This window comes from Sagittula sp., from assembly GCF_052825245.1.
In genome coordinates, this window is sequence record NZ_JBRBWD010000026.1 from 1 (window position 1) to 15,253 (window position 15,253).

Here is a 15,253-nt window from a genome sequence, read left to right on the forward strand (position 1 = left end):
CCCCCCCCCCCCCCCCCCCCCCCCCCCCCCCCCCCCCCCCCCCCCCCCCCCCCCCCCCCCCCCCCCCCCCCCCCCCCCCCCCCCCCCCCCCCCCCCCCCCCCCCCCCCCCCCCCCCCCCCCCCCCCCCCCCCGGATCGCCTGCCGCAGGGCAGGCGAAACCCATTGACCCCGCGGCGCGGCTCGGCGCAGATGACGCCATGACAGAACGCTTCACCGGCTCATTCACCCAGCAGGAACCGATCCCGGACGAGGGCATCGCCGCGGCCTTGGCCGTGCTGCGCCACGGGCGCCTGCACCGCTACAACACCGCCCCCGGCGAGCTGTCGGAAACGGCCCTCCTGGAACAGGAATTCGCGGGCTTCACCGGCGCGGCCTATGCGCTGGCGGTGGCCTCCGGCGGCTATGCGCTGGGGTGCGCGTTGCGGGCTGTCGGCGTGTGTCCGGGCGACAAGGTGCTGACCAATGCCTTCACGCTGGCGCCGGTGCCGGGGGCCATCGCGGCGCTGGGGGCCGTGCCGGTCTTCGTCGGCGTGACGGAGCGGCTGGTGATCGACCTCGACGATCTCGCGCTCAAGGTGCAGTCGAGCGGCGCGAAGGTGCTGATGCTCAGCCACATGCGGGGCCACATCTGCGACATGGACGCGCTCATGGCGATCTGCGATGCGGCGGACGTCACGGTGATCGAGGATTGCGCCCACACCATGGGGGCCTCGTGGAACGGCGTGCCCTCGGGGCGGCACGGCGCGGTCGGCTGCTATTCGACCCAGACCTACAAGCACATGAACTCGGGCGAGGGTGGTTTCCTCGTCACCGACGACGCGGAGATCGCGGCGCGGGCGGTGATGCTCTCGGGCTCCTACATGCTTTACGAACGCCACCTTGCCGCGCCGCCGCCCGAAGCCTTCGCCGAGGTGAAGTACATGACGCCCAACGTCTCGGGGCGGATGGACAACCTGCGGGCGGCGATCCTGCGGCCGCAGTTGGCCTCCCTTGGGGCGCAGGTGGCGCGCTGGAATGCGCGCTACGCGGTGGTCGAGGCGGGGCTGGCGGACACGCCGGGCCTGACGCTGGTTGCGCGCGATCCGAAGGAGGTGCCGGTCGGCTCCTCCTTCCAGTTCCTGCTGCTCGACTGGAGCGACGAGGCCATCGCCGAGGTGCTCCGCCGCTGCGCCGCACGCGGGGTCGAGCTGAAGTGGTTCGGCGGGGCAGAGCCCACGGGCTTCACCTCGCGATATGACAGCTGGCGCTACGTGGAGGCCGAGCGGATGCCCGCCTCCGACCGCATCCTGAAGGGCATCGTCGACATGCGCCTGCCGCTGACCTTCTCGGAAGAGGACTGCGCCCTGATCGCGCGGATCGTCCGGGCCGAGGTCGGCGCGGTCTATCAGGCCGGCTGAGCCAGCAGCCCGCGGGTGTCCAGCGCGTGGCGCAGCGGGGTGAGGTGCTCGGCATAGGCCTGCCACGCGCCGTCGCTGCCGGTGTAGATGCCGTCGCGGACCTGCAGCGAACTGGCGGTGGCGACAACCCGGTCGGACCTGCCGAAGGACAGGCAGGCATTGTCCCAGGGCAGCCCCAGCGCGTCGAGCAGGGCCGCAACGGTATCGCGCGGGGCCTCGGTCAGCGCGCTGTAGGACAGGCGGTGGATCGGCACGCCTTCTGCCTGCCAGTGGTCCAGCGTCTCGCGGTAGAGCGCCATGGCCCCGGCGATGTCGTCGAAATCGTAGGCAAAGCCGTTGCCGGTCTTCACGAAACACTGCCGGAAAAGTGACCAGCCGAGCGCCATGGGATCGCGGTCGAGGGCCACGATCCGCGCCTCGGGGATAAGCGCGTGCACCAGCCCGAGCAGAGGGAAGTTGAGCGGCATCTTGTCGACCACGAAGGCCTTGTCGCCGCCGCGTTCGGCCAGCGCCCGGCGGTAGCCGTCGCGCAGCCGGGCGAGGGTTGCGGGATCGGGGGCGCCCTTGTCGGGGGTGCCGGTCTTCATCGCGGGCAAGAGGTTCGCGCGCAGGAAGGTGCATTCCCCCGCCGTGCCGACCTGCGGGTGGGCCGAGAGGATCGTTTCGGTCAGCGTGGTGCCGGAGCGGGGAAGCCCCACGACAAGGATCGGCACCGGCGCGCCGGGCGCGGGCTCCGGCAGGACGGGGAGGTCCTTCAGCCGCGCAACCTCTGCCGCGTAGGGCGCCAGCGACAGGCCGTGCGCCTTCTTCTTCTGGGCATTGCCGAGGGCATAGTGGCGAAAGGCCTCGCGCGGGCGGCGGAGGTCGTCGAAGGCCTTGCCGAGCGCGAAGTTGAGTTCGTAGAGCTCCGCCTCGGTCAGCTTGCCGGAGGCGGCGAGCTTCTTCATCTTCGCCAGGTGCGGGTCGCTGCGGGAGGTGTAGCGGCTGGTTTCCGCCAGTGCCCGGTGCGCGGCGCCGTTGGTGGGCTGGAGCCGGGTGAGCACGGCAAAGCGCGCCCGCGCCGTTTCCCGCGCGCCGTTCACATGGGCCGCGACGGCGGCGAGCCGCACCGCGTGCGGGTCGTCGGGCAGGGCGTCGGCGGCGGCCTCTGCCGGGGCGCGCAGGGCCTCCATCTCGCCCAGGTCCATGAGGGTGCGGGCGAGGTCGCGGTAGAGCGCCGGCTTGTCGGGGTTGCGGCAGAGCGCCTCCGCCACCGCATCGCGGGCCTCCCTCGGGCGGCGCAGGGCGGTGAAGGCGTGGTAGAGCGCCTCGTGCGGGGTCGCGGCCTCCGGGTAGCGGGCGGCGAGCGCGCGGGCCATGGTAAGCGCGGCCTCCGCCTGTCCGCCGTTCAGCATCATGGCGAGGCGCTGTGCCTCTGCCGGGGAGGGGCGGGCGGCGCCGAGGCCGGGCAGGGCGGGCGGACGCAGCCGGTTGCGCAGGCGGTAGGCGCGGGGCGCGTGCCGCAGGCTGTCCGGCAGCGCGTCGAGCAGGGCCCGCGCGCCGTCCCTGTCGCCCGCGTCCAGCAGGCGCTCTGCCTTGTCGAAGTCTGACACCCCTGTTTCCTTCCTGTCCCGGCGGCGTTTGTCGGCGGGCAGTCTCTCCGGTTGGCGGGGGAAGGACAAGGGCGCGGCCTGTGCTTTGGCCGGGGCGGTGGAGGTTGGGGTGCGGTCAGGCGGCGGGCGGCGATGCCTGTGCCGTGGAGAGTTCGGCCAGGCGGGCGTCGATGTGGTGCAGCCCGTCGAGCGTCAGCGGTTTCGTCATGAAGTCGCGCACCACCTGGAACGCGCGGGCATGGGCCTTGTCCTCCTCCCGCGCGGAGGTGGAGAGCATGATGACCGCGCTTTTGACGAAATGCGTGCCGAAGCGGGCGGTGGCGGCTTCGAGGAACTCGAACCCGTTCATGCCGGGCATGTTGATGTCCAGTAGGATCACGTCGATGTCCGGGCCGTCGCCCGCGGCAAAGAACGCCAGCGCGCTTTCGGCGCCGAGGTGCTGGTGCAGCGTGCCCACGAGGCCGGAGCGTTCGATCAGCCGTTTGTAGAGCTTCTGGTCGATGGGCTCGTCGTCGATGGTCATCAGATGGTCGATCATGTCAGGCTGCCTTCATCGTGATGGTGAACGTGCTGCCCTCGCCGGGGGCGGATCTGAGGGTGATGTCGCCGCCGTGGGTCTGCGCGATCCGCTGGCAGATCGGCAGCCCGAGCCCCGAGCCGTCGAATTCGGTCCGGTTGTGCAGCCGGGCGAAGAGCGCGAAGATCCGGTCCTGCTGGTCCTCCGCGATGCCGATGCCGTTGTCGCCCACGGTGAAGGCCACGGTGCCTTCCGACGCCTCCGCCGGGGCGATGGAGACCACGGGCGCCACGCCGGGGCGGCGGAACTTCAGCGCGTTCGAGACGAGGTTCTGGAACAGCTGGCGCATCTGCGGCGGGTGGGCGGCGAGACGGGGCAGGGGGCTGCGCCGGATCTCTGCCCCGGCACCTTTGATGTCGGCGCGCAGGTCGGTCAGCACCTGGTCCAGCACCGCGTCGAGGTCAACGTCCTCCCGCGTGAATTCGGTGTCGAGCGAGCGGGTGTAGGTCAGCATGTCCTCCACCAGCCGGTTCATGCGCGTCAGGACGCCGCCGAGGTCGCCGATCAGCTCTGCCGCATCGCCCGGCAGGTCGGTCTTTGCCTCGTCGAGGTCCTGCCGGACGGCGGCCAGCAGCATCAGCGCGGTGTTGGTCGGCGCCTTCAGGTCGTGCGAGATGGCATAGGTCATCTCTGCCTGTTCGCGGTTGATCTGCTGGAGCTGGCGGTAGGACATGGCGAGGTCGCGGCGGTGCCTGACCTCGGTGTCGAGCGCGGCCTCCTGCGCCTTCAGCTGGTGGAAGGCTTCGCGGGCGCGGGCGTGGTTGCGCAGCTCCTGTCCGTACAGCACCAGCAGCAGGAGACAGGCGAAAAGCGACGCCAGCATCGCGCGGCGCACGGGTTGGTAGGCGTCCCTGTAGGCGTTGCTGATGGCGCGTGTCGCCCTGTCGAGGCTTTGCCGGGCGTCGCGGTCCGACACGCGCACCATGGCATCGACATCGCCGATGCTGTCCGTCGCGGCGCGCCGTCCCGAAAGGAAGTCGAGGTTGGCGCGGTACTGGCCGAGCGCCTGTTCGAACAGCGAAAGATCGACCTCCAGGCTGCGGTCGGCAGCCAGGCTGCGCAGGGTCGTAAGCGCCGCCATCGCACGGTCGTAATCGGCCATGGCATCGGCGATGTAATGCGGTTCGTCCGGCCGCAGGACCGCGTTCTTGAAGTCGTGGATGAAGCCCGTGTAGCCGGTCACCCGCTCCAGCTCGAGCGTGGTTTCGATGTGCAGGCGCCAGTTGGTGCGCACCTGATCGGAGGCGTACCAGAACCAGACGAAAGCGGCGCCGGAAATGGCGGCGCCGCCGAGTGTCACGGCACTGATGACGAGGTGTTGTCTGCGGCGCGGCATATCTTCGGCTCGGGTCGCCTTGCGTGGTCTGGTGTGGGTTCCGGCAGGCGCCGCATCGGACATGCGCTGCCCGTTTGCTGCGGCGCCGCCGGAGTGCGGGCTTCGGTTCTTTGCAGGATGCGGGCGGAGGTCTTAATAATCCGTTGCCCCGGACGCGGAACTCAGGGAACCCTTGACGCAATGCTTTCTGCGTCGTTAAATGAACAAGCGTTCAATAAGGGGGAGGAGAGGCGATGTTCCTTGCGAGCATGCGGTTCGATCTGGGCGAGGATGTGCACGCATTGCGTGAAATGGCGCATCGCTGGGCCCAGGAACGGGTGAAGCCGATGGCGGCGGCGATCGACCGCGACAACGTCTTTCCGCCGGAGCTCTGGCCGGAGATGGGCGAGCTGGGCCTGCTGGGCGTCACTGTCGAGGAAGAGTACGGCGGCGCGGGCATGGGCTACCTCGCGCACACGGTCGTCGTGGAAGAGATCGCGCGGGCCTCTGCCTCTGTCTCGCTGTCCTACGGGGCGCATGCCAACCTCTGCGTGAACCAGATCCGGCTGAACGGCTCGGACGAGCAGAAGCGCAAGTATCTGCCGGGGCTGATCTCGGGCGCGCACGTGGGCGCGCTGGCCATGTCGGAACCCTCGGCCGGGTCGGACGTGGTGTCGATGAAGCTGCGCGCCGAGAAGCGCAACGACCGCTACGTGCTGAACGGCAACAAGTACTGGATCACCAACGGCCCGGACGCGGACACGCTGGTGGTCTATGCCAAGACTGATCCGGAGGCCGGCGCGAAGGGTATCACCGCCTTCCTCGTCGAGAAGTCGATGAAGGGATTCTCGACCAGCCCGCATTTCGACAAGCTGGGGATGCGCGGGTCGAACACGGCGGAGCTGATCTTCGAGGACGTGGAAGTGCCGTTCGAGAACGTGCTGGGCGAGGAAGGCAAGGGCGTGCGCGTACTGATGTCCGGCCTCGACTACGAGCGGGTTGTGCTGGCGGGCATCGGCCTCGGGATCATGGCCGCCTGCATGGACGAGATCATGCCCTACCTGCGCGACCGCACCCAGTTCGGCAAGCCCATCGGGTCGTTCCAGCTCATGCAGGGCAAGATCGCAGATATGTATACCGCGATGAACTCGGCCCGCGCCTATGTCTACGAGGTCGCCAAGGCCTGCGACCGGGGCGAGGTCACGCGGGCGGATGCGGCGGCCTGCTGTCTCTATGCCTCGGAGGAGGCGATGAAGCAGGCGCATCAGGCGGTGCAGGCGATGGGCGGGGCGGGGTTCCTGAACGATGCGGCGGTGGCGCGCATCTTCCGCGACGCCAAGCTGATGGAGATCGGCGCGGGCACGAGCGAGATCCGCCGGATGCTGGTCGGACGCGAGTTGATGGGGGCGATGTGAGCGGAGCGCCGGGTGCGGCTGTCGGGGGCCGTTCGGGCTGGTCCGGGGCTGCGCCCTGCGTGCAGAGCGCTCGGCTGCGGACGCTTTTCGCGAACCCGCTGCGGTGACTCCGCGTTGGGTCATGTGGCTGCCGCTTGGCGTGCTGGTGACCTGCGGGGCGCTGTTGGCCTTCCGCTATGGCTGGATAGATGCCAACCTGACGGAGAGCGCGGCGATCGAGGCCTACGGGCGGCGCTACATGCGCGAGGCGGGCGCCCCGGCGGCGGATTGCACCGGGGTGCCGGGGCAGGGCGTCTGGCTGGTGGTCCGCTGCGGGCCGGAGGCGGCACGCTGGGAATACCGGGTGAACCGGTTCGGGGGACTGGTGGAGATCACCCGGCCGAACGGAATGGGAGAGGGGATATGATGCTCAGGATCATCGGCATGGCGCTTCTGGCGATGCCCGTCGCGGTGACGTTGCCGGTCGGGGCCGTTGCGCAGGACCTTGCGTTCTCGCCGCAGGTCACCGCGGATTGCGTGTCCTCGGGCCAGCCCTTCGAGGAATGCATCGGCGCGGCGGCGGAGGACTGCATGGAGCGCAACGGTTCCGCCACCGTGGTGATGAGCGCCTGCTACGGCGCAGAGGCGGACTGGTGGGATGCGCGGCTGAACGAGATCTATTCGGGCGTCATGGCCGAGGCCAAGGGCATGGACCGGGAAAACGGCGAACACGCCCCGAGCCAGGCGGAGGCGCTGCGCCGGATGCAGCGGGCCTGGATCGCCTACCGCGACGAGACCTGCAGCTACGAGGCGAGCCTCTGGGGCGGGGGCACGGGCTCCGGTCCGGCGTTCAACGCCTGCCTCATGCGGATGACGGCGGAGCAGGGCCGCTACCTGGACACCGCGACGATCAACTGATGCTGGAGCGCGCGGACACATACGAGGCGCTGCGGGCGGGCTTCAGGTGGGAGATCCCCGACCGGCTGAACCTGGCGGAACAGGTCTGCGACGGCTGGGCCAACCGCGAACCGGAGCGTCTGGCCATCCTCGACCTCTCGGAGGAGCGCGCGGAGCGGGTGTCTTACGCCCGGCTCCACGCCCTGTCGCTGCGGGTCGAGGACGTGCTGCGGCGCCGCGGCGTGGCGGAGGGCGACCGGGTGGGCGTCCTGCTGAGCCAGTCGGCGCTTTGCGCGGCGGCGCATGTGGCGGCGTGGCGGATGGGGGCGATCAGCGTGCCGCTCTTCAAGCTCTTCCGGGAAGATGCGCTGCGTTCGCGGCTGGAGGACAGCGGCGCGCAGGTCGTGGTGACGGACACGGAAGGATCGGGGATGCTGGCGCCCTTCGGGGTGGTGCCCGTGACCCGCGCCGACCTGCCCGAGGAGGGCCGGGGCGGCCCGGTTGCGCAGACCGGGCCGGAGACACCGGCGGTGCTGATCTACACCTCCGGCACGACGGGCAAGCCCAAGGGCGCGCTGCATGGCCACCGCGTGCTGGCCGGCCACCTGCCGGGCGTCGAGATGAGCCACGACTTCCTGGGCCAGGAGGGCGACATGCTCTGGACGCCCGCGGACTGGGCGTGGATCGGCGGGCTGTTCGACGTGCTGATGCCCGGTCTGGCCCTGGGCGTGCCGGTGGTGGCCGTGCGGGAGGCAAAATTTTCGCCGAAAATTTTGACGCGCGTGGCGAAGGCCGGTGCCCGGAATGTCTTCCTGCCGCCCACTGCCCTGCGGATGCTGAAGGCGGAGAATGCCTCGGTCCGGGGGCTGCGCTCCGTGGCGTCGGGCGGAGAGCCTTTGGGCGCCGAGATGCTGGCCTGGGGCCGCGTGGCACTTGGCGTCACGATCAACGAGTTCTACGGCCAGACCGAGTGCAACATGGTGGCGTCGAGCTGCGGTGCGCTGTTCGACGTGCGGCCCGGGTGCCTCGGCCGCGCGGCGCCGGGTTTCGACGTGGGCGTGATCGACGCGGACGGGCAGGAGACGGAGGGCGAGGGCGACATCGCGATCCGCCGCGGCGCCGGGTCGATGATGCTGGAATACTGGAACAATCCCGCCGCCACGGCCGAGAAGTTCCGGGGCCACTGGCTGGTGACCGGCGACCGGGGCGTGATCGAGGACGGCTTCATCCGGTTCGTGGGGCGCGAGGACGATGTCATAACATCCGGCGGCTACCGGATCGGCCCGGCGGAGATCGAGGATTGCCTGATGACCCATCCCGGCGTGGCCACCGTGGGTGTGGTCGGCAAGCCGGACGCGATGCGCACGGAGATCGTCAAGGCCTACGTGGTGGCGAAACAGGGTGCCTCGGTGAGCCCGGAGGAGCTGCAGGACTGGGTGAAGGCACGGCTGGCCGCACACAGCTATCCGCGCGAGGTGGCGCTGGTCGAGGACCTGCCGATGACGGTGACCGGCAAGGTGATCCGCAAGGAGCTGAAGCGCCGGGCCGTGGCCGAGACCGAAGGAGGCGGGGCGTGAACGGTGTGTCCACTGGCTTTGCGGGGCTTTTGGAGCGGGGGGTGACGCCAGCCGGTCCCGCAGGCGCGCGCGATCCTCAGCGGGAGGGCCTGTCGTGAAACCTCTGGTGCTGGGTGTCTGTCTGCTGGCTGGTTCGGCCATGGCGCAGCCGGAGGAGGCGCCGCCGGACTACGCGCCCCTGCCGAGCTTCGGCGAATGCATGGACGAGGAGGCGGCGCGCTACGAGCGGGCGCTGAAGCGGCTGAACGAGATGCCGGAAGACCAGGAGTTCGAGATCGGCGACACCCGCGGCACGGGCTATTGCGGCTCGGTGGGGTTCGTCCATTGCGACCGGGAGCCGACGCTGGAAGAGGTGCAGGACTGCCAACTCGAGCTGGCGGCGGAGGAAGAGGCGCTGGCCGAGAAGATCCGCGCGACGCTGCCCCTGCCCGAAGAGGTCGAGGGCAAGGGCAGCGACTTCGAACAGGCGCTTTATCCGCGCGCCTATGCGCTGGCGCAGGGCATCTCGGCCGGGCCGGATTGCGACGGCGACATTCCCCAGCGCGGCACATGGTGCACGGCATGGGAAGCGAACAACCGGCTGCGGGACGCGATCCTCGCGTGGCAGCTGGCACGGTTCCTGGGCGTGGCGGATACGGCTGTGGAAGCCGGATGGGCCGAGGCGCCCCCGCCTCTGCGCCCGCGTGCGCGGGAGGCGGAGGATGACTGACCTGACATCGCGGCTGGCGGATCGGCGCTGCCCGGACTGCAACACGTTGCAACCGCTTTTCGTGTCGCAGCCGGGAAGCCGGCGCGTCTGGCAGCGCGACGGGGCGGAGGTCATCCCCTGTCCCGGCTGCGCGGTGCCGCTGCGGCTGGAGGCGAACACCCGCGATCCGAAGGGCATCGTGGCCAGCGTGCTGCTCGTGGTGATCCTCGGCGGCGGGCTTCTGGCGGCGCTCCGGGCCGCGACGGTCTGGGGGCTGGGGGCCTGGCAGCTTGGCGGTCTCCTCCTGGTGATCGTGGCGCTGGGGATCGGGGTATCGACGGTCTGGAACGGATTCGAGGCGCGGCGGCGGCCGGTGGTCGTGGCCGGACGGGCCTCTGGGGAGGAAGACGCATCATGAGGTTGCAATCGGCGGTCCTGACGGGGTCGGAGGCGTATCGTGCCAACAGGGAGGCGCACCTGGCCGCGCTGGCGGAGATATCCGAAGCCGCGTCGCTGGCGGCGGCGGGCGGCGGCGCGAAGGCGCGGGAACGCCACCTGTCGCGGGGCAAGATGCTGCCGCGCGAGCGCGTGGCGGGGCTGCTCGACGCGGGCTCTCCGTTCCTGGAGGTGGGTGCGCTGGCGGCGCACGGCATGTACGACGGTGCGGCGCCCGCCGCGGGCGTGATCGCGGGGATCGGCCTTGTCGAGGGGCGGCAGGTCATGGTGATCTGCAACGACGCCACCGTGAAGGGCGGCACCTACTATCCGATGACGGTGAAGAAGCACCTGCGCGCGCAGGAGATCGCCGAGGAATGCCGCCTGCCGTGCATCTACCTGGTGGATTCGGGCGGGGCGAACCTGCCCAACCAGGACGAGGTCTTTCCGGACCGCGACCACTTCGGCCGTATCTTCTACAACCAGGCGCGGATGTCGGCCAAGGGCATCCCGCAGATCGCGGCGGTCATGGGGTCCTGTACGGCGGGCGGCGCCTATGTGCCCGCCATGTCGGACGTGTCGATCATCGTGAAGGAGCAGGGGACGATCTTCCTCGCCGGGCCGCCACTGGTGAAGGCCGCGACCGGAGAAGTGGTCAGCGCCGAGGACCTGGGCGGCGGCGACGTGCACACGCGGTTGTCGGGGGTGGCGGATTACCTTGCCGAGGACGACGCCCATGCGCTGGTGCTGGCGCGTCGTGCGGTGCGGTCGCTGGGCAGAGTTTTCGAGGAAAACTCTGCGGCGGGAAGACTTTTCGTCGAAAAGTCTTTGGGGGGCACCGCGCCGGATTACGACCCGGAGGAGATCCTAGGCGCCGTGCCCGCGGACCTGCGCACCCCCTACGACATCCACGAGGTGATCGCGCGGGTGGTCGACGGGTCATGGTTCGACGCTTTCAAGCCGCGCTTCGGCGAGACGCTGGTCTGCGGTTTCGCCCAGATCCACGGCATGGACGTGGGCATCGTGGCCAACAACGGGGTGCTGTTCTCCGAGAGCGCGCAGAAGGGCGCGCATTTCGTCGAGCTCTGCTCGCAGAGGAAGATCCCGCTGGTTTTCCTGCAGAACATCACCGGCTTCATGGTGGGCCGGAAGTACGAGAACGAGGGCATTGCGCGGCACGGGGCCAAGATGGTGACGGCGGTGGCCACGACGAGCGTGCCCAAGGTCACGGTGCTGGTCGGCGGGTCGTTCGGTGCGGGTAATTACGGCATGGCGGGGCGGGCCTATCAGCCGCGGTTTCTCTGGACCTGGCCCAACTCGCGCATCTCGGTGATGGGCGGCGCGCAGGCGGCGGGCGTGCTGGCGACGGTCAAGCGCGACGCCATCGAGCGGTCGGGCGGCAGCTGGTCGGAGGACGAGGAGGCGGCGTTCAAACGCCCGACGCTGGAGATGTTCGAGCGCCAGTCGCATCCGCTCTATGCCTCGGCGCGGCTCTGGGATGACGGCGTGATGGACCCGCGCAAGACGCGCTCCGTGCTCGCCCTGTCGCTGCGCGCGGCGCTCAATGCCCCGGTGGAGGAGACGCGGTTCGGCGTCTTCCGGATGTGACGGAGGCGGCTGTGGACAGGATGCGACGTGCGCGCGGTTGCAGCCTGCGCTGTGCCGGTCCCCGTTCTGGCGGCGGATTGCGGGGGCGCCGCGCGTCAGCCGCGATAGGCGGTGCGCGGCGCGCCTTCCGCCGCCCCGTGCCGCTTGAACTGAAGGTTGTTCTTGCGCACGAACATCCCCATCGAACTGCGCACCGCGGGCAGGAGGGCGTCGAAGGCGTCCTCGTTCGCGGCGCGCGCCGCCAGCACGGCATTGGCCGCCTCCGTGCCGGCGACGAGCTGGTCGAGCGCCGCGATGCTGGTGTCGAAGTCGGGGAACTCCAGCTTGATCTTGCTCTTGCCGATCACGGCTTCGAGCTGCTTGTTGGGCGGCAGGTCGACCTTGGCACCTTCGGTCTGAAGCTGCTTGCCGAAGTTGTAGAGCGGCGAGGCCGCCCCCAGCGCGAGGCAAGCCTTGAGGAAACCGGTGTACTTCTGGGTGGTGCCGAATTTCTCCATCTGGCAGTCGAGTTCGATCGGCTTGGTGATGATCGGGTCTTTGGGCCGGTCGGCGCGGATCGTGCGGACGTGGATGGCGTGCGAGACGTCGAGCAGGATGTTCAGCGAAAAACCGAATTCGTAGAAAAGGTCTGCCTGCGCTTCGGTGAGGGTGCCGACAAGGCGGTATTGGCCGGACATGGCTACAATCCTTGTTTTGCGGGCCGCGCGGGCCCCGGAAAATCGTGGCCGGGTAACAGCGGCCGAAACACGGAAAATACCGGATACGCTGCCAGATCGGCTGCCGTGACGCAACGGAAACAATCGGGCGGACACGGGCTGCGGGGGAATGAAGATGTTTGACACGATCCTGATCGCGAACCGGGGGGAGATTGCCTGCCGGGTGATGCGGACGGCGCAGGCGATGGGGCTGCGCTGCGTGGCGGTCTATTCGGAGGCGGACGCGGACGCGCTGCATGTCGCCATGGCGGATGCGGCGGTCTGCATCGGCGGGGCCGCCCCGGTGCAGAGCTACCTGCGCGGCGACCGGATCATAGCCGCCGCGCAGGAGACCGGCGCGCAGGCGATCCACCCGGGGTACGGCTTTCTGTCGGAGAACCCCGACTTCGTGGCGGCGGTCGAGGATGCGGGGCTGGTGTTCATCGGCCCCTCGGCGGAGGCGATCCGCAAGATGGGCCTGAAGGACGCGGCCAAGCGGCTGATGGAGGACGCGGGCGTGCCCGTGGTCCCGGGCTACATGGGCGGCGATCAGGATCCCGGGCACCTCGAGGTCGAGGCCGGGCAGGTCGGCTATCCGGTGCTCATCAAGGCCGTGGCGGGCGGCGGCGGCAAGGGGATGCGCCGGGTCGACCGGGCGGAGGACTTCATCGACGCGCTGGAACGGGCGAAGGCGGAGGCGCGCGGCGCCTTCGGCAACGACGACGTGCTGATCGAGAAGTTCATCGAGAAGCCGCGCCACATCGAGGTGCAGGTCTTCGGCGACGGCACCCGCGCGGTGCACCTGTTCGAGCGGGACTGCTCGCTTCAGCGGCGGCACCAGAAGGTGATCGAGGAGGCGCCCGCGCCGGACATGCCGGAGGATGTGCGCGCCGCGATGGGTGCCGCCGCCGTGCGCGCCGCGGAGGCGATCGGCTACAGCGGGGCGGGGACGGTCGAATTCATCGTGGACGGCGCGGGCGGACTGCGCACGGACGGTTTCTGGTTCATGGAAATGAACACCCGCCTGCAGGTGGAACACCCTGTGACGGAAGAGATCTGCGGCGTCGACCTTGTCGAGTGGCAGATCCGTGTCGCTGCCGGAGAGAGCCTGCCCGCGCGGCAGGAGGACCTGACGATCAACGGACATGCCTTCGAGGCGCGGCTCTATGCCGAGGACGTGCCTGCCGGGTTCCTGCCCGCGACGGGCCGGCTGGCGGAGCTGCGCTTTCCCGAGGGCGTGCGTGCGGAGACCGGCGTGCGGGCCGGGGACGAGATCAGCCCGCACTACGACCCGATGATCGCCAAGCTGGTGGTGCACGGCCCGTCCCGGGCGGTCGCGCTGCGGAAGCTGGCGAGGGGCCTGCGGGCCACGCGGGTGGCGGGCACGGTCACGAACCTCGGCTTCCTCGGTGCGCTGGCGGAGCATGAGGGTTTCGGCCGGGGCGAGGTGGACACCGGGCTGATCGGGCGCGAACTCGACGCGCTTATTGCGATGCCGGAGGTCGGCCCGGCGGTCTGGGCGGAGGCGGCGCTGGGGGCCATGGGCCTGCTCGACGCCGAGGGCTGGGAGACGGGTTTCTGCCTCTGGTCGCCTTCGTGGAAGCGGATCGTGCTGGCGCGCGGCGAGGACAGGCGCGAGCTGGGCGTGATGGTGCGCGCAGCGGGTTCGGCCCTGGTCTCGGTCGACGGGACCGAGGTCGAATGCCTGAAGGCGGCGCAGGGCTGGACCTTCGACGGGGCGGCGGGCGGCGGTGTCTTTGCCGAAGGCAGGCGCGTGACGGTCTTTGCCGACTACGGCGTGGCTTTCGAGGTCATCGACCCGCTGGCGCAGCAGGCCGAGGGCGCCGCCGCGGGGGCGGCGCTGGCGCCGATGCCGGGGCGCGTCGTCTCGGTCCACGTGCGGGTCGGGCAGGAGGTCGTGGCGGGCGACCGGCTGGCCGTGCTGGAGGCGATGAAGATGGAGCACACGCTGACCGCCTCTGCCGACGGGGTGGTGGCAGAGGTGCTGGTGGCCGAGGGCGACCAGGTGGAGGCCGGGGCGGCGCTGGTGGTCATGGAGGAGGCGGAGTGACCTTTGCCGACCTGCCGGAGGGGACGCCGGTGATGATGTGCCCCGAGGTGCGGGCCGACCCGAAGGCGGCCTACACCGTGGCGGCGGAACTCGACCGCAACATCGCCGTCTGGTGCGGCCTCTGCCGGTTCGAGACGGCGCGGCCGGGCCGCCTGCGCGAGGTGCTGGACGCCTGGCCGATGTTGGCGCGGCAGGAGGTGCCCCGGATGGGACAGCACTACGAACACACGGGCCATGGCCTCTGGTTCCTGAGGGAGGGACGGATTTGATCAGGTTGCATCACGTACAGTATGGGCGGTCGTTCCGCGTTCTGTGGCTCCTGGAGGAGATCGGAGTCGAGCGCTTCGGCGGGCTGGAGATCGTCGAGCACCGTATCGGCACGCGCGAGATGGCAGAGAGCGGGCTGGCGCGGGTGTCGCCCGCGGTGCGCATCCCGGCGATCGAGATGGACGGGCTGGAGATGTCCGAATCCGGCGCCATCGTCGAATACCTCGTGGAGACCTTCGCACCCGGGCTGGGCCGGGCACCGGGGGACGCGGATCGCGCGGCCTACCTGCAATGGATCCATTTCGCGGAGACGCAGGCGAGCCTCATCGAGAACCTGAACCTGCAGATGGTCTTCCTGCGCCCGCCCGCGAAGCCGTCGCCCGTGGTGGTGAAGCTGACCGTTGCGCGGCTTCGGCAGACGCTGAGGGGGATGGAGGCGCGGTTGTCCGGCGACTGGCTGCTGAAAGGCGGCTTCTCCGCGGCGGACATCATGATGGGGTTCAACCTGTTCGCCGCGCCTTATTACGTGAAGCTCGACGAGTTCCCGAAGCTCATGGCCTACAAGGCGCGGATGGAGGCGCGGGAGGCCTACCAGCGCGCCGTGGCGCGCGAGGGAGAGCAGCGGTTCTACACGCAGGATTTCTATCCGGTGCCCGAGGCGTGAGGCTTCGTTAAAGGGCTGTTGAAAGGCGCGCCTTGCGGCGCACGGGCTGTCTCGGCCCCGGCCTTCGGGCCGTGA

The 15,253-nt window shown here is 69.9% G+C and carries 15 protein-coding genes; 11 read left to right on the forward strand and 4 right to left on the reverse strand.

All coding sequences use genetic code 11. The annotated features are described in order from the left end of the window. The first annotated feature begins 198 nt into the window (after positions 1-198). On the forward strand, positions 199-1,398 hold the full coding sequence (locus ACU0DV_RS09140; protein ID WP_283980420.1) for a DegT/DnrJ/EryC1/StrS family aminotransferase: 1,200 nt from the start codon (positions 199-201) through the stop codon (positions 1,396-1,398). Here the strand turns inward: ACU0DV_RS09140 and ACU0DV_RS09145 are convergent. The 3 genes from ACU0DV_RS09145 to ACU0DV_RS09155 all read right to left on the reverse strand — a co-directional run bounded on the left by ACU0DV_RS09145 (position 1,386) and on the right by ACU0DV_RS09155 (position 4,903). Then, positions 1,386-2,990: a sulfotransferase gene (locus ACU0DV_RS09145; RefSeq protein ID WP_446242192.1), complete on the reverse strand. Its 1,605-nt coding sequence runs from the start codon at positions 2,988-2,990 to the stop codon at positions 1,386-1,388. The two genes, ACU0DV_RS09140 and ACU0DV_RS09145, sit on opposite strands and share 13 nt — an antisense overlap. A 115-nt stretch (positions 2,991-3,105) precedes the next feature. Beyond that, positions 3,106-3,528, reverse strand: coding sequence for a response regulator (locus ACU0DV_RS09150; protein ID WP_254698211.1), 423 nt, complete (start codon positions 3,526-3,528; stop codon positions 3,106-3,108). Position 3,529: 1 nt separating this feature from the next. After that, positions 3,530-4,903 carry a sensor histidine kinase gene (locus tag ACU0DV_RS09155; protein ID WP_157815044.1) on the reverse strand — a complete coding sequence of 458 codons (1,374 nt, stop codon included), beginning with the start codon at positions 4,901-4,903 and terminating at the stop codon, positions 3,530-3,532. Positions 4,904-5,136: 233 nt separating this feature from the next. Here ACU0DV_RS09155 and ACU0DV_RS09160 point away from each other — a divergent pair, with 233 nt between their 5' ends. The 7 genes from ACU0DV_RS09160 to ACU0DV_RS09190 all read left to right on the forward strand — a co-directional run bounded on the left by ACU0DV_RS09160 (position 5,137) and on the right by ACU0DV_RS09190 (position 11,481). After that, positions 5,137-6,297, forward strand: coding sequence for an isovaleryl-CoA dehydrogenase (locus tag ACU0DV_RS09160; protein WP_283980418.1), 1,161 nt, complete (start codon positions 5,137-5,139; stop codon positions 6,295-6,297). Positions 6,298-6,418: 121 nt separating this feature from the next. Beyond that, the gene (locus tag ACU0DV_RS09165; protein WP_370316207.1) at positions 6,419-6,703 is read left to right on the forward strand and encodes a hypothetical protein; all 285 of its coding nucleotides are present in this window, start codon (positions 6,419-6,421) and stop codon (positions 6,701-6,703) included. Beyond that, on the forward strand, positions 6,700-7,194 hold the full coding sequence (locus tag ACU0DV_RS09170) for a lysozyme inhibitor LprI family protein (RefSeq protein WP_100930198.1): 495 nt from the start codon (positions 6,700-6,702) through the stop codon (positions 7,192-7,194). The genes ACU0DV_RS09165 and ACU0DV_RS09170 overlap by 4 nt, the downstream gene beginning before the upstream one ends. Further along, complete coding sequence (locus tag ACU0DV_RS09175) at positions 7,194-8,750, forward strand: AMP-binding protein (RefSeq protein WP_446242193.1); 1,557 nt, start codon at positions 7,194-7,196, stop codon at positions 8,748-8,750. Before ACU0DV_RS09170 ends, ACU0DV_RS09175 begins: the two co-directional genes overlap by 1 nt. A 94-nt stretch (positions 8,751-8,844) precedes the next feature. Then, entirely contained in the window at positions 8,845-9,459 is a 615-nt protein-coding gene (locus ACU0DV_RS09180; protein WP_446242194.1) for a hypothetical protein, read from the forward strand. Continuing rightward, complete coding sequence (locus tag ACU0DV_RS09185) at positions 9,452-9,856, forward strand: hypothetical protein (protein ID WP_446242195.1); 405 nt, start codon at positions 9,452-9,454, stop codon at positions 9,854-9,856. Before ACU0DV_RS09180 ends, ACU0DV_RS09185 begins: the two co-directional genes overlap by 8 nt. Continuing rightward, complete coding sequence (locus tag ACU0DV_RS09190) at positions 9,853-11,481, forward strand: carboxyl transferase domain-containing protein (protein ID WP_446242196.1); 1,629 nt, start codon at positions 9,853-9,855, stop codon at positions 11,479-11,481. The genes ACU0DV_RS09185 and ACU0DV_RS09190 overlap by 4 nt, the downstream gene beginning before the upstream one ends. 95 nt (positions 11,482-11,576) lie before the next feature. On the opposite strand, the gene ACU0DV_RS09195 is transcribed toward ACU0DV_RS09190, so the two are convergent. Then, a complete protein-coding gene (locus ACU0DV_RS09195) occupies positions 11,577-12,158 on the reverse strand; it encodes a hypothetical protein (protein ID WP_100930203.1) in 582 nt (193 codons plus the stop codon). A 154-nt stretch (positions 12,159-12,312) separates the two neighbouring features. On the opposite strand from ACU0DV_RS09195, the gene ACU0DV_RS09200 reads away from it, so the two are divergent. The 3 genes from ACU0DV_RS09200 to ACU0DV_RS09210 are packed head-to-tail and all read left to right on the forward strand — an operon-like array spanning position 12,313 to position 15,178. After that, positions 12,313-14,247, forward strand: coding sequence for an acetyl/propionyl/methylcrotonyl-CoA carboxylase subunit alpha (locus tag ACU0DV_RS09200; RefSeq protein WP_446242197.1), 1,935 nt, complete (start codon positions 12,313-12,315; stop codon positions 14,245-14,247). Next, entirely contained in the window at positions 14,244-14,516 is a 273-nt protein-coding gene (locus ACU0DV_RS09205) for a hypothetical protein (RefSeq protein ID WP_100930204.1), read from the forward strand. The genes ACU0DV_RS09200 and ACU0DV_RS09205 overlap by 4 nt, the downstream gene beginning before the upstream one ends. Beyond that, positions 14,513-15,178: a glutathione S-transferase family protein gene (locus ACU0DV_RS09210; RefSeq protein WP_446242198.1), complete on the forward strand. Its 666-nt coding sequence runs from the start codon at positions 14,513-14,515 to the stop codon at positions 15,176-15,178. The genes ACU0DV_RS09205 and ACU0DV_RS09210 overlap by 4 nt, the downstream gene beginning before the upstream one ends. Positions 15,179-15,253: the final 75 nt, after the last annotated feature.